General features: G+C 32.3%; 17 protein-coding genes and 2 tRNA genes. 12 read left to right on the top strand and 7 right to left on the bottom strand.

Annotated elements, in window-relative coordinates; all coding sequences use genetic code 11:
- The first annotated feature begins 177 nt into the window (after positions 1-177).
- Both ABW636_RS01615 and ABW636_RS01620 read left to right on the top strand, forming a co-directional pair.
- Entirely contained in the window at positions 178-597 is a 420-nt protein-coding gene (locus ABW636_RS01615) for a hypothetical protein (RefSeq protein ID WP_367588204.1), read from the top strand.
- A gap of 70 nt (positions 598-667) precedes the next feature.
- Positions 668-1528: a helix-turn-helix domain-containing protein gene (locus tag ABW636_RS01620; RefSeq protein ID WP_367588205.1), complete on the top strand. Its 861-nt coding sequence runs from the start codon at positions 668-670 to the stop codon at positions 1526-1528.
- Positions 1529-1696: 168 nt separating this feature from the next.
- On the opposite strand, the gene ABW636_RS01625 is transcribed toward ABW636_RS01620, so the two are convergent.
- From ABW636_RS01625 to mutS, 4 genes are all read right to left on the bottom strand, one after another.
- Complete coding sequence (locus ABW636_RS01625) at positions 1697-2377, bottom strand: hypothetical protein (protein ID WP_367588206.1); 681 nt, start codon at positions 2375-2377, stop codon at positions 1697-1699.
- A gap of 120 nt (positions 2378-2497) precedes the next feature.
- Positions 2498-2581, bottom strand: a tRNA-Leu gene (locus ABW636_RS01630).
- A 17-nt stretch (positions 2582-2598) separates the two neighbouring features.
- A tRNA-Gly gene (locus ABW636_RS01635) sits at positions 2599-2670 on the bottom strand.
- Between the two features lie 198 nt (positions 2671-2868).
- The gene (gene mutS, locus ABW636_RS01640; RefSeq protein WP_367588286.1) at positions 2869-5460 is read right to left on the bottom strand and encodes a DNA mismatch repair protein MutS; all 2592 of its coding nucleotides are present in this window, start codon (positions 5458-5460) and stop codon (positions 2869-2871) included.
- Positions 5461-5669: 209 nt separating this feature from the next.
- Between mutS and ABW636_RS01645 the strand changes: the two genes are divergently transcribed.
- Positions 5670-6203, top strand: a complete 534-nt coding sequence (locus tag ABW636_RS01645) for an RNA methyltransferase (protein WP_367588207.1) — start codon at positions 5670-5672, stop codon at positions 6201-6203.
- A gap of 20 nt (positions 6204-6223) precedes the next feature.
- Here the strand turns inward: ABW636_RS01645 and folK are convergent, their stop codons facing one another.
- Positions 6224-7354, bottom strand: coding sequence for a 2-amino-4-hydroxy-6-hydroxymethyldihydropteridine diphosphokinase (folK, locus tag ABW636_RS01650; RefSeq protein WP_367588208.1), 1131 nt, complete (start codon positions 7352-7354; stop codon positions 6224-6226).
- Between the two features lie 111 nt (positions 7355-7465).
- On the opposite strand from folK, the gene ABW636_RS01655 reads away from it, so the two are divergent.
- The 7 genes from ABW636_RS01655 to ABW636_RS01685 all read left to right on the top strand — a co-directional run bounded on the left by ABW636_RS01655 (position 7466) and on the right by ABW636_RS01685 (position 16220).
- Positions 7466-8173 (top strand): queuosine precursor transporter, encoded by a 708-nt coding sequence (locus tag ABW636_RS01655; RefSeq protein ID WP_367588209.1) that lies wholly within the window; start codon positions 7466-7468, stop codon positions 8171-8173.
- 216 nt (positions 8174-8389) lie between these two features.
- Positions 8390-11038, top strand: coding sequence for an AsmA-like C-terminal region-containing protein (locus ABW636_RS01660; RefSeq protein ID WP_367588210.1), 2649 nt, complete (start codon positions 8390-8392; stop codon positions 11036-11038).
- 283 nt (positions 11039-11321) lie between these two features.
- The gene (locus ABW636_RS01665; protein WP_367588211.1) at positions 11322-12590 is read left to right on the top strand and encodes a beta-helix domain-containing protein; all 1269 of its coding nucleotides are present in this window, start codon (positions 11322-11324) and stop codon (positions 12588-12590) included.
- 33 nt (positions 12591-12623) lie between these two features.
- Positions 12624-13061 (top strand): hypothetical protein, encoded by a 438-nt coding sequence (locus ABW636_RS01670; protein ID WP_367588212.1) that lies wholly within the window; start codon positions 12624-12626, stop codon positions 13059-13061.
- Between the two features lie 531 nt (positions 13062-13592).
- Positions 13593-14861, top strand: coding sequence for a beta-helix domain-containing protein (locus ABW636_RS01675; protein ID WP_367588213.1), 1269 nt, complete (start codon positions 13593-13595; stop codon positions 14859-14861).
- A 112-nt stretch (positions 14862-14973) separates the two neighbouring features.
- On the top strand, positions 14974-15414 hold the full coding sequence (locus ABW636_RS01680; RefSeq protein ID WP_367588214.1) for a hypothetical protein: 441 nt from the start codon (positions 14974-14976) through the stop codon (positions 15412-15414).
- A 167-nt stretch (positions 15415-15581) separates the two neighbouring features.
- Positions 15582-16220 (top strand): LysE family transporter, encoded by a 639-nt coding sequence (locus ABW636_RS01685; RefSeq protein WP_367588215.1) that lies wholly within the window; start codon positions 15582-15584, stop codon positions 16218-16220.
- Between the two features lie 44 nt (positions 16221-16264).
- Here ABW636_RS01685 and ABW636_RS01690 read toward each other — a convergent pair whose 3' ends face one another.
- A complete protein-coding gene (locus tag ABW636_RS01690; protein WP_367588216.1) occupies positions 16265-17059 on the bottom strand; it encodes a DUF2797 domain-containing protein in 795 nt (264 codons plus the stop codon).
- Positions 17060-17301: 242 nt separating this feature from the next.
- Between ABW636_RS01690 and ABW636_RS01695 the strand changes: the two genes are divergently transcribed.
- Complete coding sequence (locus tag ABW636_RS01695; protein ID WP_367588217.1) at positions 17302-18834, top strand: GH3 auxin-responsive promoter family protein; 1533 nt, start codon at positions 17302-17304, stop codon at positions 18832-18834.
- Positions 18835-19362: 528 nt separating this feature from the next.
- Positions 19363-19689, top strand: coding sequence for a hypothetical protein (locus ABW636_RS01700; RefSeq protein ID WP_367588218.1), 327 nt, complete (start codon positions 19363-19365; stop codon positions 19687-19689).
- A gap of 97 nt (positions 19690-19786) precedes the next feature.
- Here the strand turns inward: ABW636_RS01700 and clpX are convergent, their stop codons facing one another.
- On the bottom strand, positions 19787-21019 hold the full coding sequence (clpX, locus tag ABW636_RS01705) for an ATP-dependent Clp protease ATP-binding subunit ClpX (protein ID WP_367588219.1): 1233 nt from the start codon (positions 21017-21019) through the stop codon (positions 19787-19789).
- Positions 21020-21121 lie beyond the last annotated feature (102 nt).

Here is a 21121-nt window from a genome sequence, read left to right on the forward strand (position 1 = left end):
ACCATTTCTTAAAAACACTGCTTACCCCCTGTTTTCAGTGAGTCCTTTTTCACTGAAATAAGTGTTTTTCTATGAATGAATATCCGCTATTCTTGTAATGTTATTGTAGCAATATTACTTACCTACAATAAGGTCAACTTATTACAAAAGTTGTCAAATCATTAAAACCTAAGAACTATGGCCTGGGGAATTACATTAATTTTACTAAGTATTATTGCAATACCATCTCTACTAATTTCTAAGCAACCAAATGCCAATGAACTTTTAGAAAAAATCGAACCAAACCAAGGTTGGATTGGACTCGCTTTTTGTCTTTGGGGGATTTGGGGGGTTACCTGTGCTATTCTAAACATAGAAATACTCACCACAGAACCTATTTGGTGGATCACTCTTTTTGTAGGCAACAGCATTGAAACACTATTAGGCTTTATGCTTGGTTTCGGACTCATCAATAATTTTTTTTTATCAAATCATGAAACTGCTCAAGAACAAGCTAGCCATATCAGAAAAAAGTTAGCTCCCAAACAGGGCAAATTAGGCATCTTAGGATTTATAATTGGCACCTGGATGATCATAGGATCTTTTATATTCATCTAATCTCTTAGCAAAAAATTCATCACAATTACATCAACATTCATTCATCGATCAATCAAAAAAACATATACTTATGAAAATAAGGAACTCCCATCGTATTATAACACGTATTTTAATGGTATTAATCCTATTACCGACATTTGTATTTCCCTTAGAATCAATATCTTTTACAGAGAACACATCTTTGCTTCTACAACAAAAAACAGCATTAAAAGAACATGAAACAACTCTATCAAATTTTGAAAAAGAAAAAAGCACAACATATTATACTAATGAAAACATACAGAATAGATCAAAAGCCAATTTGATCAATGATATTACCCAAAAAGAGCGTATGATAACGCTTTTATTAAAAAAACAAAATGAGCTAACTGCTTCTGTAAACAAAAATACCTCTATTTATACACTCATCATATTGGCTCTATGCATTTGTTTTGTATTTTCATTTCTTTATCAGTATAGAAAAGCGAAATGTTATCATACCCATCTTAAGAAACTAATCGAAGAACGAAGCAATGCTAAGATTATCGAAAATCAACATATCCAAAAAACCACGACACCTAACAACGTTATAAATGTCCCCGAAAAACACATCGCCTATATCATTAAAAAATTAGAGGAGTTTGAAAATCAAAAACAATATCTCACACCAGGGTTAAGCGCACATTCTTTGGCCGATCACATAAAAACTAACGTCAAATATTTGTCTCAGGTAATAAAATACTCTAAAAACAAAACTTTTTCTTCTTATATAAATGAATTGCGTATAACTTATGCTATCACAAAAATAAGAGAGAATTCTAAGTTTAGAAAATACACCATAAAAGCTATTGCAAATGAAATGGGATATGGCAGTGCAGAAACATTCTCAAATGCTTTCCATAAACAAATGGGGATCAAACCTTCTTGTTTTATAAGATCTTTTAATAAGTAAACTTTTAAAACTCCTCCACTATTATCTCAAAAAAACAACCCAACCATTGTATATGGTTGGGTTTTATTTATCAATACGATTTCAAGTATTTAGAAAGGCAAAGAAATGTTATAGACTATCATGAAATTTTCATGATAAAACTTCTAATTATTAAGTCTAGATTAAGTTTTACTCCTTCAAGTTATTAGATATTTTAACCCTAAACTGTCCTCCTTCTAATTGTTTAAATACAGCACTATCATTTAACTTATATAGTTTACAACTAAACCTTCCTTCTACAATATAAACTCCTTTATCTACTTCTTCTACAGATGAAATGGTAATCGTTGCATCTGTATTATCACCAAACCTGGAAGAATAATAACACTCTTGATTTTCTGAAGTTTCTTTTGGGAAAAACTCAAAAGAAAAAGAACTTTTAGTTCCATTTCCAAATACTCGATACGCCGGTGTTTTGTTTTCTAAAAACTCCTTCATAACCGCAAGTTCATTTTCAAGTGCACACTCTCCTACCGGAAGATCCCAAAAATACAATTTTGCCGTATCAAGCGTTTCATCATACAGAATACCATCATATTGCACCAAACCACAAGCATAATTTCCATAACAAAAACCAGTCCCCGGTTCTCCAAGAACCTCAATGTCGCTAGTTTGACTCCCTCCAAAATCTAATGACAGAAGATTTTGATTATCTTCTGAAGATATATCGTAGAATTTAATTTCCATATCCAAAGCATCTCCATCAAGATCTCCTTTGAAATAATAGTTGTCTATAAGTTTTGGCTCAGGAAGATCTGTTTCTACCTGCTCATCTTCGTTTGAATCACAAGAAACAAACAGTATGGACATAAAAGAATAGAAAAGCAGATATTGAAAACAATTTGTCATTATTTTTTTGATTAGTTTAAAGTATTCCCTTTTACAATTAAAAATCAAAAAACCCCTTGATAAATCAAGGGGTTTCGTTTGTACTGAAGACGGGACTTGAACCCGTACGTCCTAATGGACATTGGATTTTAAGTCCAACGTGTCTACCAATTCCACCACTTCAGCTTGGTATAGTATCTCAGAGCGAAAGACGGGATTTGAACCCGCGACCCTCACCTTGGCAAGGTGATGCTCTACCCCTGAGCTACTTTCGCAATATGTTATGAACTCGTGCAATACCTGATTGCGGATGCAAATTTAATACAATTCTATAAATACCAAAACCTTTTTTACAAAAAGAATTGAAATTTATGATAACTCTCAGTATTTCAATGATTAAAAATTTACATTTTAATCCATCCTTCTTTTCAAATCCCTAAGAGGTTAGCCAGCATCATCGAAAATCATTTAATTCAAGCCTGAGAAGCTTTTTTTCCTGTTAGCATTCGTTTGATTTCATTCAGTTTCATTAATGCCTCTACAGGGGTTAATGTATCGATATCAATATCCAAAATCTCCTCTTTAATATCTTCTAGTAAAGGATCATCCAGATTAAAGAAGCTTAACTGTAATTCATCATCATCTTGCACTCCATTAATCTTATCGGTAAGTTCTTCGCTACTATGAGACTTTTCCAGTTTTTTAAGCATTTTATTTGCTCTATGAAGCACTTGTTGCGGCATCCCAGCCATTTTGGCTACATGAATTCCAAAACTATGTTCGCTACCCCCAGGAACCAATTTACGTAAGAATAGCACCGTATCCTTTAATTCTTTTACAGAAACGTTGTAGTTCTTTATACGGGTAAACGTTTCGCACATTTCATTTAACTCATGATAATGCGTTGCAAACAGCGTTTTGGGCCTTGCCGGATGCTCATGTAAAAACTCACTAATGGCCCATGCAATAGAAATCCCATCATAAGTACTGGTTCCACGACCTATCTCATCCAGCAACACAAGACTTCGATCAGAGATATTATTAAGTATACTAGCTGTTTCATTCATTTCTACCATAAAAGTAGATTCGCCCATCGAGATATTATCACTGGCTCCTACTCTGGTAAATATTTTATCTACCACTCCTATTTTTGCCTCTTCTGCAGGAACAAAACACCCCATCTGTGCTAGCAGGACAATAAGTGCTGTTTGTCTTAATATTGCCGATTTACCACTCATATTTGGCCCTGTAATCATGATCATCTGTTGCTGGTCTCTATTTAGCAATACATCATTTGCAATATAGGATTCTCCTATCGGCAATTGTTTTTCGATAACAGGATGTCGACCATTCTTTATTTCTAAGTCATGTGATTCATCTATAAGAGGTCTTACATATTCATTTTCTGTTGCCAATTGACTAAAAGAGCACAAACAATCTAATTGACCGATCAATATTGCATTTAACTGTACTGGTTTGATATATTCATTCATCCAAAGTACCAGATCTGCAAATAGCTGCTGTTCTAATGCCAATATTTTTTCTTCTGCTCCCAGAATTTTAGCTTCATACTCTTTTAACTCTTCTGTAATATAGCGTTCGGCACTTACTAATGTTTGTTTACGTATCCAGGTATCAGGAACTTTATCTTTATGTGTATTTCTAACTTCAATATAATACCCAAAAACATTATTAGAAGCAATTTTCAAGGAAGTAATACCTGTAGCTTCTGTTTCTCGTTCGAGCATTTTATCCAGATAATCTTTTCCAGAAAATGCAATGGTCCTTAGTTCATCCAACTCATCCAGATAACCATCTGCTATAGTATTGCCCTTTAAGATATTAACAGGAGCTTCTTCATTAAGTGTTTCTTTGATCTTGGCCCGAAGTAATTCACAATCATTAAGGGTATCTCCTATAATTTTTAATGCTTCATTACCACTATTAGAAGCTTGTGCTTTTATAGGCACAATAGCCTCTAAAGAATTTTTAAGCTGTATTACTTCTCTCGGGCATACCTTTCCTGTAGCCACTTTGGATATCAATCGTTCTATATCACCAATTTGTTTAATTTGGTATTGTATTTTTTGATGAAATGCAGATTCGTTAAGAAAATACTGCACCACCTCATGTCTTTTTTCTATGGCTGCAATATTCTTAAGCGGTAATGCTAACCATCGTTTTAGAGTACGCCCGCCCATAGGCGAAATCGTTTTATCTATAATATCCAAAAGAGTAACTGCATTTGCCGCAGTAGAGTGATAAAGCTCAAGATTACGGATAGTAAAACGGTCCATCCATATATATTGATCTTCAGCTATACGCTGTATCGCAGTAATATGTTGTAATTTGCTATGTTGCGTTTCTCCTAGGTAATGAAGAATAACACCAGCAGCAATAACACCTTCTGCCAAATGATCTACTCCAAATCCTTTGAGTGTTTTAGTACCAAAATGTTCATTAAGGGTTTCTTGTGTATAATCAGTTTTAAACACCCAATCTTCTAAAAAGAATGTATGAAAATCATTTCCAAAGTTTTCTTGAAAATTTTTCTTTTTGGGTTTTGAAATTAAAACTTCACTTGGATTAAAGTTTTGCATTAGCTTATCCATATGATCTACATCACCCTGAGCAGTTAAAAACTCACCGGTAGAAACATCTAAAAAAGCAATTCCTAATTCTTTCTTACCATAATGCACCGCACACAAAAAGTTATTGGTTTTACTCTGCAGTACCTCATCATTAAGAGCTACTCCCGGGGTTACTAACTCTGTAACTCCTCGCTTTACAATAGTTTTAGTTTGCTTAGGGTCTTCTAGTTGATCACATATAGCGACACGTTCTCCTGCTTTTACCAATTTAGGTAAATATGTATTAAGTGAATGATGTGGAAAACCTGCCAAAGCGGTTTCTTGTTCACTACCATTTCCTCGTTTGGTTAAAACAATGTTTAATATAGCCGCTGCTCTAATGGCATCGGTTCCAAATGTTTCATAAAAATCCCCCACTCTAAATAATAGTAATGCATCAGGATATTTTGCCTTAATCGCATTATACTGTTTCATTAAAGGAGTTACCTTTTTACCTTTTTTTGCTGCCAATGATCTATACTTTTATCAATCCTGCTAAAGTAATTATTCTCTTTCCGTTATTGAAATATCAGTTTCGGTAGTTATTCATTTTTATTCACAATCATTTTTTTATGTAGTGTAACTTGCTTGTAATATTAAAATAACAAAGTTTAAAATTTCTAAAAAATGCTACTTTTGCAGCAATGGAAAAGAATAGGAAACTTAAGAACAGTGAGCTTGACCGTAAAAGCATCGAAGAATTTAAAGCTTCTAAAAAAACACCACTCATTATCATCCTAGATAATATTAGAAGTTTAAACAATATTGGATCAGTATTTAGAACCGCTGATGCTTTTTTAATTAAGAAAATTTACCTCTGTGGTATCACTGCTACACCTCCTCATAAAGACATACAAAAAACTGCCTTAGGAGCAACCGATACTGTTGATTGGGAATATCAGGAAAACACCTTATCACTCATCCATTCATTAAAATCAAAAAATGTAAAAATTCTTTCTATAGAACAAGCAGAAAATGCAGTAATGCTTAATGATTTTTCTCCAGAAAGAGATCAAACCTATGCCATTATATTCGGAAACGAAGTGAAAGGTGTACAACAAGAAGTAGTTTCGAATAGTGACATAACATTAGAAATTCCTCAATACGGAAGCAAACATTCTTTAAATATTTCTGTAAGTGCGGGGGTAGTGATTTGGGACCTGTTTAATAAAATTTGAATGATGTAGAACCGTCTATATTATATTTTTAAAATCTCTTTTAGAATAAAGATATAATCAGAGCGATGCTCTATAAAATCGATATCAGAAAGATCAATAATCTTTGTAGTATTTTCTGGTAATGATTTAATAAACTGTAAATAGCCCTTATTAATAGATTCGAGGTAAGTAACAGGAATATTTTGTTCATACTCACGCCCTCTTTTCTTTATATTTTCTTTAAGACGTTCTGTATTTTGATACAAATACACATATTTCTTTGGCTTAATAATAGTGCGATACATTAGGTCAAATACTTTTTTATACAATCTAAACTCGTCGGTAGAAAGGGTGATTTTTGCAAAAATCATTGATTTATAAACATCATAATCACTAACTACAAAATCTTTAAACAAATCGAATTGTGCAATTTCATCTTGCAAACATTGATAGCGATCTGCCAAAAACGACATTTCTAACGGAAATGCGTACCGCTCCATATCTTCATAAAACTTTGGCAAGAAAGGATTATCAGCAAAACGCTCTAAAATAAGTTTGGCATTAAACTCTTTTGCAATCATATGTGTCAAACTTGTTTTTCCCGCTCCAATATTTCCTTCTATAGTTAGGTACTGAAACCTTGACAAATTGTAATTTTCTTTTGGATTACGCACCATTACATCCAGTCTGGTAATAACAGAAATATCAGAGGTATTTTGTAACAACTGCGACACCGTTTGTTTTAGTTTAGGGTGCATATGGGCTGCATCAATCTCTGCCAACGGTTCTAAAACAAACTTCCTATCTTGCATGGCTGGATGCGGAACCGTTAATTCCTTTGTTTCTAAAACACCTTCAGAAGAAAAAATAATATCTAAATCGATCGTTCTTGCTTCATACCCTACATCCCCCGTTCTATTTCTTCCTAAAAAATCCTCAATCTCAAGAAGTATCTCCAATACTTTTTCTCCCGAAAGAAATGTACGAACTTCTATACATATATTATAAAAGTCATCACTATTAAACCCCCAAGCCGGAGTTTGATATACTCCAGAAATTTTTGACACATCTCCTATTTTTTCATATACACTATAAACCGCTTTTTGCAAAAAATCGAGTCTATTTCCTATATTGCTTCCTAAGGAGATATGTAGAACATGTGGTGTTTTCAAGGTATATTATTTATGTTTTAGGTAAGAACTCTTAATTTTAGAAGCAAATTAAACAAAACTTAATCACTTCACCTTATTTTTGCGAACACTATTATAAACTAAATTACTATTTTGAAAGAAACATCCCTTAGCATAAAAGACAAACGTGTTGCTTATCGAATATACCTCATACTAGGTGCTCTTTTTATCTCCTCACTGGTCGCTTCTAACCTTATTTTTCAGAAATTCTTTTATTGGGATTTTTTAGGTGTCTATACGTTCGAGGTTTCTGTTGGAATACTCCCATATCCAATTACGTTTCTAATCACAGATATTATTAGCGAAGTTTTTGGCAAACGTAAAGCCAACCAAATTGTAACAGCAGGTATTTTTGCCTCTTTCTTTTCTTTACTCATTATAACCGCTGCCAACATGGTTCCTGCTACCATTTGGTCTCCTATTAATGATGAATTGTTTAACAAAGTATTTGGAGCTACCGCAATTGCTGTCTTTGCTTCAATGGCCGCTTACCTTTTTGCACAGTATATAGACATACATGTTTTCCATTTCTGGAAAAAACTAACCAAAGGAAAACATCTTTGGCTACGCAATAACTTTTCTACCTTCTCTTCTCAATTTATAGATACACTTACCGTATTATTATTATTATGTTCTAGTGGTATTATAGCTTGGGATCGTTTTGGAGCATTGTTACTTAATGGATTCTTATTCAAAGTGCTAATAGCCGCATTAGACACCCCTATACTATACACTTGCGTTTATATTGTAAGAAAACGATTTAAACTAGAGCAGGGCGAAGAATTAGAAATGGAAATTTAAACAAGAGCCCCTATCTTGTGAATGAACCGCGAGTTATCCTTTAGAAAATCTAACAAATAGTTAACTTAAAAAATGTAACTTCCTACCTTTGTATACCGTTATTTTATACAAAAGTTATTTCGACATAAAATACACCTACCAAATTGAATGAATATGGGTGCAAATTATATGATCTATATTTTATCTTACAACTGAATACAACAAAAAAACTAACAGATGAAAAAAGTTCTGAAAATTCTTCTTATTACACTAGTGGTACTTATTATAGGTATTATATCTATTCCTTTTCTTTTTAAGGGCACTATACAGGACAAAGTTCGTTATCTCATAAATGAACATGTAAATGCAAAAGTAGATTTTGCCAATATCGACATTAGTCTTATCAGAAGTTTTCCTCATGCTTCTGTAGTAATAGATGAACTTTCTGTGATTAATTATGCTCCTTTTGATGGAGACACGTTGGCTTATTCAAAAAAAATAGCTTTAGACATGTCTGTTAAAGAACTATTGAAAAGTACTTCTTCGGCAATAAGTGTGCAAAAAATAATAATTGATGAAGCCACTATTGCTATTAAAACAGACTCCTTAGGAAACTCGAATGTAGACATCACCAAGCAAAAAGAAGAAGTCAAGCAAGCCAGTGAAGAAGAAGGTTCTTCTTTCACTTTTGCACTGGATCACTATGAAATTAATGATAGTAAAATTTTGTTTAAAGACGATGTTAGTAAAACGATACTATCCATGACCCAACTTAACCACAGTGGGGATGGGTCGATCTCTGGCGAAAAAATTATATTAGATACACAAACACAAACCGAAGCATCTTTTAGCCTGGATGACACCAACTATTTAAACAAAAACAAGCTACAACTCGATGCACAAATAGAGCTGGATTTAGAAAATCAAAAATATTCCTTCAAAGAAAACAAAGCGTTGATCAATCAACTACCTCTTGAGTTTAAGGGGTATGTTCAATTATTTGAAAAATATACCGATGTAGATATAAGTTTCAAAACACCATCTTCAGATTTTAAAAATTTCCTGGCAGTAATTCCTGAAGCTTATTCAAAAAACCTAGATGGAGTACAAACTAGTGGTGATTTTTCTTTAGAGGGAATGATCAAAGGAAAATCTGACGACACTTATATACCCAAGATGGATATAAAGATTGCTTCTAACAATGCCTCTTTTAGATATCCAGATCTACCCAAGGGTATCAAAAATATTAATATTGATACCTCAATCAAAAATGAAACCGGACTCGTTGATGACACTTATGTAAATATAAATAACCTCACTTTTAGAATAGACGAAGATACTTTTGCTGCAAAAGGTAGCTTAAAAAATCTTACCAAAAACATGATCGTTGACATGGCATTAAACGGTACTCTTAATTTGGCTAACCTTAATCAAGCATACCCTTTAGAATTAGAACAACAACTTAATGGTATTGTCAAAGCAGATGTAAAAACTTATTTTGATATGCAATCGTTAGAAAAAGAGAACTATCAAAATATTAAAAGTTCGGGTAATGCAAGCATTTCACAATTCGTATACCAATCATCAGATGTTCCTAACGATATAAAAATAGAAGAAGCCGAGGTTAGTTTTAATCCAGAAAAGATTTCCTTAGATAAAATGGATGTCTCTACAGGAAGGTCTGATCTAAAAGCAACAGGAACCATAACAAACCTAATGGGCTTTTTATTTGCAAAACAAGATCTAAAAGGAAACTTTGATGTTAATTCTGAAGTTTTTGCTGTAGATGATTTTATGATTAGCGAGCAAGAAAATGACAACACATCGGTTAAAAAAACAGAGAAAGGAGAAGCAAAAAATGCAGTAGTCGATGAGACTATGAGAATTCCTTCGTTCCTGGATGCAACTTTAAACTTCGATACAAAAAAAGTGTTTTATGACAATTTAGAACTTAAAAACACCAAAGGAAGCGTAAAAATAAAAGAGGAAACTGCCTATCTTCAAAATGTAACTTCTAATATTTTTGATGGAGGTTTGGCTTTTAATGGAAATGTATCTACCAAATCTCAAACACCAACGTTTGACATGGCATTAGATTTGACCAAAATAGACATTGCCAAATCTTTTACCAATCTAGAACTTATAAAAGGTCTTGCTCCTATTGCAAGTGCACTTGCTGGTAACTTAACTACCAAAATTAATCTAAAAGGAAATCTTAATGAAAATCTTATCCCTATACTAACATCTTTAAAAGGTAAAGCACTCGCAGAAATACTAAATGCAAAAGTAGCCACCACAAGGACTCCGTTTTTATCTTCTTTAGATAACCAGTTAGGTTTTATTGATATTGATCAAATGAATTTAAAGAACATTAAGACAAATCTAAGTTTTGATGACGGAAAAATCAACGTCAAGCCTTTTGATTTTGATATTCAAGGTATTAAAATTACAGCGGGAGGAAGCCATAGTTTTGAGCAAAACATGGATTATAATATCAAACTTGATGTACCTGCCAAATATCTGGGTAATGAAGTAGGTAGCCTACTCTCACAACTAGATCAAAAAGAAGCCAATACCATGACGGTAGGGATTCCTGTAGGAGTATCAGGAAACTTTAAAAACCCAAAGGTTAATCTGAATACAAAAGATGCAGTAAAACAACTCACACAACAAATTGTAAGCAAACAAAAAGAAAAAGTAAAAGGACAGCTTGTTGGTGAAGGGGAGAAAGTATTATCAAATTTATTAGGAGGCTCTAAAACACAATCAGACTCTTCTAAAACCAAAAAATCTTCAACAGAAGAAACAATAAAAAATACAGCAAAAGATATTCTTGGTGGCTTTTTAGGCAAAAAAAAGAAAAAGGATACTACTAAAGTAAATTAAAATTAACTTTAAAATAGATCAGGTTTTAAAAGATTGAAAAAAAAATATTTTTTTTTCAATCTTTTTCTTTTTTATAGATTATCAACTTAGCACCCACTCTCACTAACATTACTTTAGTTTAAAAAAAAAGAAAAACCCTACTGGTAGTATAAAAATCAATCCAATGTTTTTACTCTCACAATAATTTTCATAAAATTATGTTAATAGTTTAATAATATTAATAATGTAACTAGAACATATTAAAGTCATAATTTTAAACACAAACTAAAATCCCCACTCAACAATGAAATTGAATAACACCCCATTATTTTTTTTCTGTTTGCTTTCATTAATCACATTTTCACAAACAGACTTTACAGATCATCAAATGAAATGGACCAAAGGATGGACTAATTTTGCTCCCAATACAACAGAATATCCAGAGCACGAAGAAGTACTTTCTAATATCATAAACAACGATATTTATTTATCGAATGATGTAACATACCTTATGTCAGGAAACCTTTATATTATCAATAACGCTACACTCACTATAGAGGAAGGAACGATTATAAGATGTGATGCTGATAATCCAACCAGTCTTATTGTTACTAAAGGATCAAAACTTATCGCAAGCGGAGCAAAAGGAGCTCCCATAGTTTTCACCTCTAACAAGCCTCAAAAAACCAGAAAACCTGGAGATTGGGGAGGAATTATAATAGCAGGGTCCGGAGTCATTAATTCTCCTTCGGTTTCTAAAACAATAGAAGGTAACTTTTTACCTCAGCACTCTCTATATGCAGGTACACAAACAGATGAACAAACTGTCATTTTATCATTTGTAAGGATAGAATATGCAGGAAAAAAAATCAATCAGTCTAAAGAACTTAACGGATTATCATTATATGCCCTTGGGAGTAATTCTATCATAAACAATGTAATGGTAAGTTATTCTGCAGATGATTCTTTCGAATGTTATGGAGGACAAACAGAAATGTACAATCTTATCTCGTACAAAGCAAAGGACGATGACTTTGATTTTACTCTTGGGTATCAAGGAGTACTTTATAATGTTATGGCAATACGCCACCCATATATAAGTGATATAAGCGGTTCTTATGCAATTGAAATAGATGGTTATGACCAATCTGATGGATTTTCTAACACTACTTCATTGTCCAATATTCGAATTAAAAACGGCACTTTTGTAAATTTGGCTGATAAAAACAACTACCAGCATACAACCTCGGCCATCTCATCAAAAAATTTGGGAAGACTTACAATTATTGATTCAAAAATTTCTGGATTTGCTAACGTTGCAAAGTTTGATGAAACATATAATACATATGCCGACTTGCAAAAACATTTTTCATTCGAAAATGGTATTTTTAATGTACATAGCAACTCATTACTTACCAAAAACAAATTGCAAACAAGTATAGATAAGCTTCTTAAGTACAATATGTATACCAATCAGTTTAGAGGTGTAAAAGATATATTCACCGACCCTCTCAATGAAAAAAACCCAAAATTTACGCTAAAAGAATCTGAAAGTTATACCGTAATGCAGTAAATTTGGATATCTACACATAAAATTATTATCATAATGAAAATATTTAGCACAATTCTATTCACTATTTGTATACTAAACTTTTCTCATGCTCAAGTAAGAAAAAATGTTTTCTTCGAACAAAATTCCTTAGTCAATAAATTTCATACTATTGATGAATTAGAGGGATTGAAAAAAGGAGAGTTAATTAAGTTGTATGCAGCTCGTGTAAAAGAGATAACAACAGTTATCCCTTATCTTGCCTTAACCAACGAAGCAGGTGTTACCTTATCAGATATAGGTATTAAAGAAGACTCTAATCATTTAAAATCTCTGGATAAACATCATATATCGAATAATGATTCACTAGAATCAACCAATAATTTAATTACAGAGTTTATACCTTATGCAGATACCGAAAAAATCGTTTGGGCAATTTTATATTTCGAAGAAGTAATCAAAAAAATAAGAATTGGAGCTAACGGAAATTTCTAATTTTTTTTAAGTCATTTAGAGACTAACAGTAAGTATTAACACATAACTATTAATTAATAGTTATGTGTTTTTTTGTATAAAATATATTGCTTTACTACTATAAGTTAATTTTAGATAAGGTAATCCCTTGTAAACCCCAACCGTAAAACATTGCACTACAACGTGTTTTTATCCACTTAATCGTAATTTTAACATACTAACCATACTTAAACGGCATTGAAAAATAGGGGCAAAACCCCCTTTTTTACGAAAAACCGTAAAAAAACAAACAGAACACTTCAACTAGTTAAAAAATAAACACCAAAAAATCAAAATACTAAAAATCAACATATTACATTTATATTTTTGTAAGAAAATACGTATTAACATAATGCTAAAAATCCATAAATTACAGTTAAGCGTACAAATATTACGGTAAACACGTAACCGTTTTTCGTTAAAGTCCTGTATCTTAGTGCTAGAAAACTGACAGAAAGAATTTTCTTCCAGTTTTTTAAAAAAACCCCTAACAATCCCAAAATAACCCAAATTATGAAAAGATGTTTTACACCTACAGTTATTGCTCTTTTATTTTTTTCTGTGGCAATTGCACAAGATTTTAATGAGAATAGTGAAAAATGGGCAAAAGGTTGGACTAACTTTACTCCTAATAAGACTGATTACCCAGAGGCTGATGAAAAGCTACCAAACATCATCTCTGATCACCTTTATTTAGGAAATGATAAAGTTTATCTTCTTTCTGGAGATGTTTACGTTACTAGTGGAGCTTCTTTAACAATTCAAGAAGGCACTATAATTAGATGCGATCATACTAACCCTGCCAACTTGGTGATTACCAAGGGAGCTAAATTAATTGCTGTAGGCTCACAAGCATATCCAATTGTATTTACCTCTAACAAAGGCTCTAAATCACGTAATAGTGGTGATTGGGGAGGAATAAGTATTTCTGGTTCTGGAAAAATTAATACGGTTACAGGGAACGGTATAATTGAAGGAAATTTCAATCCTCAATATTCTGTATATGGAGGGAATATGGAAGATGAAGAAACTACTATATTGCGATACATAAGAATTGAGTTTGCGGGAAATTCTACAAAAAGAAAAAATGGAGCTAATGGTTTATCTTTATATGGTCTTGGTACTTCTTCTATTGTAAAAGACATTATGGTAAGTTATGCCGGACAAGATTCTTTTAATATTCATGGAGGAAAAAATAATATTCAAAATCTAATTTCGCATAAAGCACAAGGAAATGATTATCAGTTTTCTGAAGGTTTTTCTGGTATCTTAAAAAATGTATTGGCAATACGTCATCCATTTATCACTTCTTCTCAGGGATCGTATGCCATAAAAGTTAATGGCTATAATAAAGACACTGGATATATAAAACCTGAAAGTGTTACAGATATCACCATTACCAATGCCACCATTGTAAACCTTTCTGACAAGAACAATTACCAACATACCAGCGCTGCAATTTTCTCATCTAATTTTGCAAAAACTTATATCCACAATTCAAAAATATCTGGATTCTCTGATGTAGTAAAATTCGACAGATCTTACACTTCGATAGCACTTATGCGAGATGCATTTATGATGGACAATAGTTTTTTTAATATCCATGGTGATGGCGTGAGTTCTAGTAACAAAAAAATCGATGGAACTTCTGATATTTTAAAATATAATCGATTCACAAAAAGTTTCGTACCGGTAAACGAATTGTTTAACGATCCAAAAAATACCATTATTCCAAAGTTTCAGTTAAAACAATCTCTAAACGCATACATGGTTATGCAATAACAAAAGAATAAATGTTCTTACCTATATATAATGAAGCTCACGACCAGGGCTTCATTATGTAGCTTAAAAAAACAAGAACAGAAAAATCATAAGAATATATATTACAAACACTATGTCACAGAAAATAATTACATTATCCTTTCTACTACTCCCCACGTTTTTTTTCGCACAAAACGCGAAAGACGCTACCTTTTTCAGTCAAAAAGATCAAGTAGATAAATTTCATACAATTAGTGATCTTGAGGTATTAAAAAAAGGAGAGTTGATAGCACTCTATCAAGATCGTGTTACAGAAATATTAACCATACTTCCGTACCTTTCATTAACCAATGAAGCTAATATAAGACTTAGCGATATCGGTATAAAAGAAGATTCTAAACACCTTAAGGTTTTAAAAAATAGCTCAGAATCTACCAACGACCATATTGAGGTATCTAAAGAGACAATTGAAGAATTAGTACCTTATGCAGATACCGAGAAAATAATTTGGACGGTTCTATTTTATGAGGATGTAATAAAAAAAATGAGAATAGGCACTAACGGAAATTTATAAACACATAACCAAAAGCGCATTAGAATAAAATATTTAAAATTAAGAGTGGCTATAGCCGCTCTTTTTTTTTAAGTTTGTCTTATGAGTGTACAAAGATATGAAAATGGAATGCCTCTATATTCAAATCATATTTGTAAGATAATTCTATTTCTAACAACTAATGCTATATGAGTTTACAGCTATCCTATTTATTACTCGGCATATTTACAGCAATAGTTGGTGCAATACCTCTTGGAGCAGTTAATCTTGCTGTAATCACCACCTCTGTAAAAGAAAATACTAAAAAGGCATCTCGAATAACACTTTCTGCAGGAATAGGTGAAGTATTACTTGCTGTTTTTGCTTTATACTTTGGATTAGAATTATCTTATTTCTTTCATGAAAATCAATGGATACAAATCCTCTTTATTGTGCTTTTCGTTATCGTTGGCACGTATTTTCTTTTGTTAAAAAAAGAGAAACGTACTAATCGTCAATATGGTAAATCGAAAATCTTCAATTCAAAGTTTATTACAGGTTTTTCATTAGCAGTACTTAACCCACCCGTTATCATTTATTGGATCTTGGCCATATCTTTAATTAACAAATATCTATTTGAGCTAACAACTCAAAACTCGATAACTTCGCTTTTATTCTTTTTTACAGGAATCTATCTAGGTAAAACCGGAACCCTATACCTATATGGTAAATGGGGAAACAAAATAGCTCAGCGTCAAAAAAGTTCTGATTCAAAACTTTCTAAAATTATAGGGATTGCATTGCTAATTATAGCCTTTCTTCAAGGCATGAAACTTATTATTGAATAGTATATTTCTATAGTAATCGACAACGCAACATGATCAATTTTTATTTAAGAAATCACCATACTAATCACGTAACCTTCGTTATTTCTAACATTAAAAACTGTATTATCTTCAAAAATAAGATATTGACCTTTAATACCTTTTAACACTCCCGTATATTCTGGAGTCTTTTCTAGGTTTAAGCTTTTCAATTTGTCAGGATAACGCAACACAGGGAACTGCACTTTTGTTTCTGATCCATTTTCTACAAAATACTCCTTCACCTCATCCGGCAATAGTGTTTTCAAAGCATTTTTATGTTCTATCAAATCTTCATCTACAATTTCATTTTTAAGCATGGTACGCCAATTGGTTTTATCTGCAAACGTTTCTTTAAGCGCCACTTCTGTAATACCTGCCAAATACCTGTTAGGCACTTCTACCACTTCTATCGCTTCATGCGCACCTTGATCTATCCATCTTGTAGGTATTTGCGATTTTCGCGTTACTCCCACCTTAACATTACTCGAATTAGCCAAGTATACTATGTGAGGTTGCAATTGTGCTTTTTTTTCAAACTCCAAATCTCTATCTTCTATCCCCAAATGTGCTGTACTTAATTCTGGTCTCATGACCCAATCCCCCACTTGTGGTTGATTATAGAAATCGTCATAACAGTACCCCTGTCTAAATATTTTTTTATTTTCTTTACACGCCAAACACTGATACCCTTCGAACTTAATTTGAATTTTCTTATCTAATAATTGATTAACGTGGATAAAATCAGATTCAAAAATTAAGTAATATTGAACTGGGTTATCCATTTCTGTTTGCATCTTTGTAAGTACTCCTTTGTATTGCATAAAAAGTGTTGTTAACAATCTAATATGAAGAATGTGATTATTTTTATTATTTTAGTTAACTTATTATCATAGAAATTAATTAAGTATTCTATATTGATAACGTTTATAGTTAAAAAGTATCGCGTTGTTTTTAGAACATTTATTTTAAAATGGTTTTTAAACCGTAAAAATAAAAAGAGGAATGCTATATACGATGACTATATCAAATTAATTCTAATTTCTGTTTAAATATACATCAAAATATGCCAATACCATTAGTAAACTCTATTGCAAGCTGGTTTCTAAAAAAGCGATTCCATCAAATGGAACTTTTTCTTAAGTATCCCAACGAGGTTCAACTAGAATTACTACATACACTTTTGGAGTCAGCAAAAAACACAGAAATCGGTAAACACTATGATTTTGCTACCATTTCGAATTATGAAACTTTTAAAGAGCGAGTTCCTATAAGGTCTTATGAAGATTATGAGCCCATGATAGAAAGAAGTCGTTTGGGAGAGCATAATATTTTTTGGCCCACCCCAATTAGATGGTTTGCTAAATCCAGCGGTACTACAAATGCAAAAAGTAAGTTTATACCTGTAAGTCAAGAGTCTTTGGAAGATTGCCACTTTGCCGCAGGTAAAGATCTTTTATGCATGTATCTTAATAATAATGAGAATGCCAAGCTTTTTACAGGAAAAAGCCTGAGACTAGGAGGAAGTAAAGAACTCTATAAAGAGAACGGAACTTCTTTTGGAGACTTGTCTGCTATTATCATTGACAATATGCCTTTTTGGGCAGATTTTAGCTCGACCCCTAGTAGCGAAGTATCATTGATGAGTGACTGGGAATATAAAATGCAGGCAATCGTAAATGAAACAATTCAGGAAAATGTAACAAGCCTAGCAGGTGTCCCCTCGTGGATGCTTGTTTTATTAAATCAAGTATTACAGACGACAGGTAATGAAAACTTATTTGAAATATGGAACAATCTTGAAGTGTATTTTCATGGAGGTGTAAGTTTCGAACCTTATAAAGATCAATATAAAAAATTGTTACCTGGCGGCTCTTTTAAGTATTATGAAATCTATAATGCATCAGAAGGTTTTTTTGCCATACAAGATCAAAATGACACCTCAGAGTTATTGTTAATGTTAGATTATGGGATTTTTTATGAATTTATCCCAATGGACACCTATAACACCAAAAACGAAACCATTATTCCGTTAAGTGATGTAGAGATAGGAAAGAACTATGCTGTTATTATTACTACAAATGCAGGTCTATGGCGTTATAAAATTGGTGATACCGTAAGATTTACTTCTATTGATCCATATAGAATTAAAGTTTCGGGTAGAACAAAACATCATATTAATGTTTTTGGAGAAGAGCTTATTATAGAAAACGCAGAAGAAGCCTTAAGAAAAACCATTCATATAACACAAAGTGAAATAATAGATTATACAGTTGCCCCCATATTTATGATAGGAAAGGAGAAAGGCGCACATGAATGGGTAATTGAGTTTAAAACACCTCCTAAAAACATAGAAGAGTTTAGCAAAGCACTTGATTTAAATTTGCAATTAGTAAATAGTGATTATGAGGCTAAAAGATACAACAACACAACTCTTAATCCTCCCAGAATAGTTATTGCAAGACATAACCTATTTTATGATTGGTTAAAGCAAAATAACAAATTAGGGGGGCAACATAAAATCCCTAGATTGTCCAATAAAAGAACCTACATAGATGAGCTCTTAATACTAAACAAAGTCAATTCGTGTACATCATAACGCATCTTTCTATAAAAACACTTTAGGTCTCCAGAATTATTCGCAACATATAAGAGGTATAAAACTTTTAAATTATACTATAGCAACCAAAATACACCCTATCCTTCTATTTACAAGACTAAAAGCTATAGGTTAATATAGATCAAGGTTATACAAAATAATCTAAAAAATCACCTCAACAAGCCATAAAACAAGTACTTCAAGCTAAAAAGCACCTACTATTGATACATTCTTGCCACAAGAAATGTCAGGTCTTTTACAACACTACAGACAAAAAACCAGTATCACCGAGCGCACAAAACCTGTCTTTTCTGGTAGATTTTTATCAAAAAAACGCATATTAAAAGCTAAAAACTACGGTTTTACCTCAATTTTTATACGTACGAATTATAAAATTTAACAAAAAAACGAGTATTTCATCGTTTAAAAAAAGCGTTTAATCTAAAAGTTATGAAATCATTTTTTAGCTACTCATTTTCATATTAAATTTGCTATCAGTGAGTTACAAATAAACTAAAGCCCCAAGCTATGAAAACGACGATATCTTGCCTTCTTTTAACATTCTTCTTTGCAGGAATTAGCGCACAAGAAATCACAACAAATCACACCTCACACACAAATAACACTGAATCAAAAATAACTACCAATAACGATACTTCTTTATCAAGAGTTACTAATACTATAGAAAAAGATGTATGTTATGGAGAACTATCTAAACAAGCATTCTACGAAGCATTAATTCGTCAGAACAACTTAAAGATAAATCCAAATACCAACACTAACAGTAAACTTGTTATCAAAACGACAGAAGACATGATCAATGGTAACAAAAATCGTATCTCTTATTCCAAATAAGAACACACACTCAACTAAATTCACACAAATAAAAACACCCTTATATTTCTATAAAGGTGTTTTTAATTATTTCTAAGAAACTATATTTACCCACTTACTAAGAAACAGCTTTTAGTTTCTTTATGGTAGATTTATTTAGTTTCTTTTCTGCGTAATCTTTCGTCACTTTAAACTCTTTTTCATCACTTTCTGGAAGTTCATACATCGCGTCTGTCAAAATAGCTTCACAAAGAGACCTAAGACCTCTAGCACCAAGTTTATATTGCATAGCTTTCTCTACGATATAATCAAGAGCTCCATCGGTAATCGAAAAACTAATATTATCCATTTCGAAAAGCTTTTTATATTGCTTTATAATCGCATTCTTTGGAGCTGTCAAAATAGATCTAAGCGTTTCTTTATCCAACGGGTTCATATAGGACAAAACAGGTAATCTACCGATAATCTCTGGGATCAATCCAAAATCTTTTAAATCTTTTGGAATTATATACTGAAGTAAATTATCCTTTTCGATCGCATCTTCACTTTTAGAAGCACTATATCCAACAGCTTGCATATTCAGCCTTTTTTGGATGTTCTTTTCTATACCATCAAAAGCACCTCCAGCAATAAAAAGTATATTTTCTGTATTTACTTCAATAAATTTCTGGTCGGGGTGTTTTCTACCTCCTTTTGGCGGAACATTTACCACAGTACCTTCTAATAGTTTAAGTAATGCTTGTTGTACACCTTCTCCAGAAACGTCTCTGGTAATACTCGGATTATCACTTTTACGAGCAATTTTATCTATTTCATCAATAAATACAATCCCTCGTTGTGCTTTTTCCAAATTATAATCAGCTGCTTGTAACAATCTAGTAAGAATGCTTTCTACATCTTCACCAACATACCCTGCCTCGGTAAGTACAGTAGCATCTACGATTGCTAATGGTACATTAAGCATTTTGGCTATAGTTTTTGCCATTAAGGTTTTACCGGTTCCCGTTTGTCCAACCATAATGATATTACTTTTCTGTATCTCAATATCATCATCTGTATGCGGTTGCAACAAACGTTTATAATGATTATATACAGCAACAGACATTACTTTTTTAGTAAACTCCTGTCCTATCACATATTCATCTAAAAAACCTTTAATTGCTTTTGGCTTTCGTAACATCAATTCGCTACTTAGCTCACCATTTTCCTCTTCCCTGGCTTCTTCAACCACAATTCCATGTGCCTGAACAATACATCTATCACAAATATGAGCATCCAATCCAGCAATAAGCAAATTGGTTTCAGGCTTTTTTCTCCCACAAAAAGAGCATTCTAAATCTTCCTTGGCCATAGTTATTAAATTTCAATTTCGCCTAAATTTTACTTTTTATAAGCTGGCAAAATCACTAGTATTCATTTTAGCAAAAATAAAACGAATATTTATTATTTATTA

The organism is Aquimarina discodermiae (assembly GCF_040786235.1).
In the GTDB taxonomy this organism is placed as follows: domain Bacteria; phylum Bacteroidota; class Bacteroidia; order Flavobacteriales; family Flavobacteriaceae; genus Aquimarina.

Excerpts from the sequence above, each read along its gene's own strand:
- ABW636_RS01685 (WP_367588215.1), top strand. The coding sequence starts at position 15,582 with ATGAGTTTACAGCTATCCTATTTATTACTCGGCATATTTACAGCAATA.
- ABW636_RS01680 (WP_367588214.1), top strand. The coding sequence starts at position 14,974 with ATGTCACAGAAAATAATTACATTATCCTTTCTACTACTCCCCACGTTT.
- ABW636_RS01665 (WP_367588211.1), top strand. The coding sequence starts at position 11,322 with ATGAAATTGAATAACACCCCATTATTTTTTTTCTGTTTGCTTTCATTA.
- ABW636_RS01645 (WP_367588207.1), top strand. The coding sequence starts at position 5,670 with ATGGAAAAGAATAGGAAACTTAAGAACAGTGAGCTTGACCGTAAAAGC.
- ABW636_RS01660 (WP_367588210.1), top strand. The coding sequence starts at position 8,390 with ATGAAAAAAGTTCTGAAAATTCTTCTTATTACACTAGTGGTACTTATT.
- ABW636_RS01690 (WP_367588216.1), bottom strand. The coding sequence starts at position 17,059 with ATGCAATACAAAGGAGTACTTACAAAGATGCAAACAGAAATGGATAAC.
- mutS (WP_367588286.1), bottom strand. The coding sequence starts at position 5,460 with ATGAAACAGTATAATGCGATTAAGGCAAAATATCCTGATGCATTACTA.
- ABW636_RS01695 (WP_367588217.1), top strand. The coding sequence starts at position 17,302 with ATGCCAATACCATTAGTAAACTCTATTGCAAGCTGGTTTCTAAAAAAG.
- ABW636_RS01670 (WP_367588212.1), top strand. The coding sequence starts at position 12,624 with ATGAAAATATTTAGCACAATTCTATTCACTATTTGTATACTAAACTTT.
- ABW636_RS01625 (WP_367588206.1), bottom strand. The coding sequence starts at position 2,377 with ATGTCCATACTGTTTGTTTCTTGTGATTCAAACGAAGATGAGCAGGTA.
- ABW636_RS01675 (WP_367588213.1), top strand. The coding sequence starts at position 13,593 with ATGAAAAGATGTTTTACACCTACAGTTATTGCTCTTTTATTTTTTTCT.
- ABW636_RS01615 (WP_367588204.1), top strand. The coding sequence starts at position 178 with ATGGCCTGGGGAATTACATTAATTTTACTAAGTATTATTGCAATACCA.
- ABW636_RS01620 (WP_367588205.1), top strand. The coding sequence starts at position 668 with ATGAAAATAAGGAACTCCCATCGTATTATAACACGTATTTTAATGGTA.
- ABW636_RS01700 (WP_367588218.1), top strand. The coding sequence starts at position 19,363 with ATGAAAACGACGATATCTTGCCTTCTTTTAACATTCTTCTTTGCAGGA.
- clpX (WP_367588219.1), bottom strand. The coding sequence starts at position 21,019 with ATGGCCAAGGAAGATTTAGAATGCTCTTTTTGTGGGAGAAAAAAGCCT.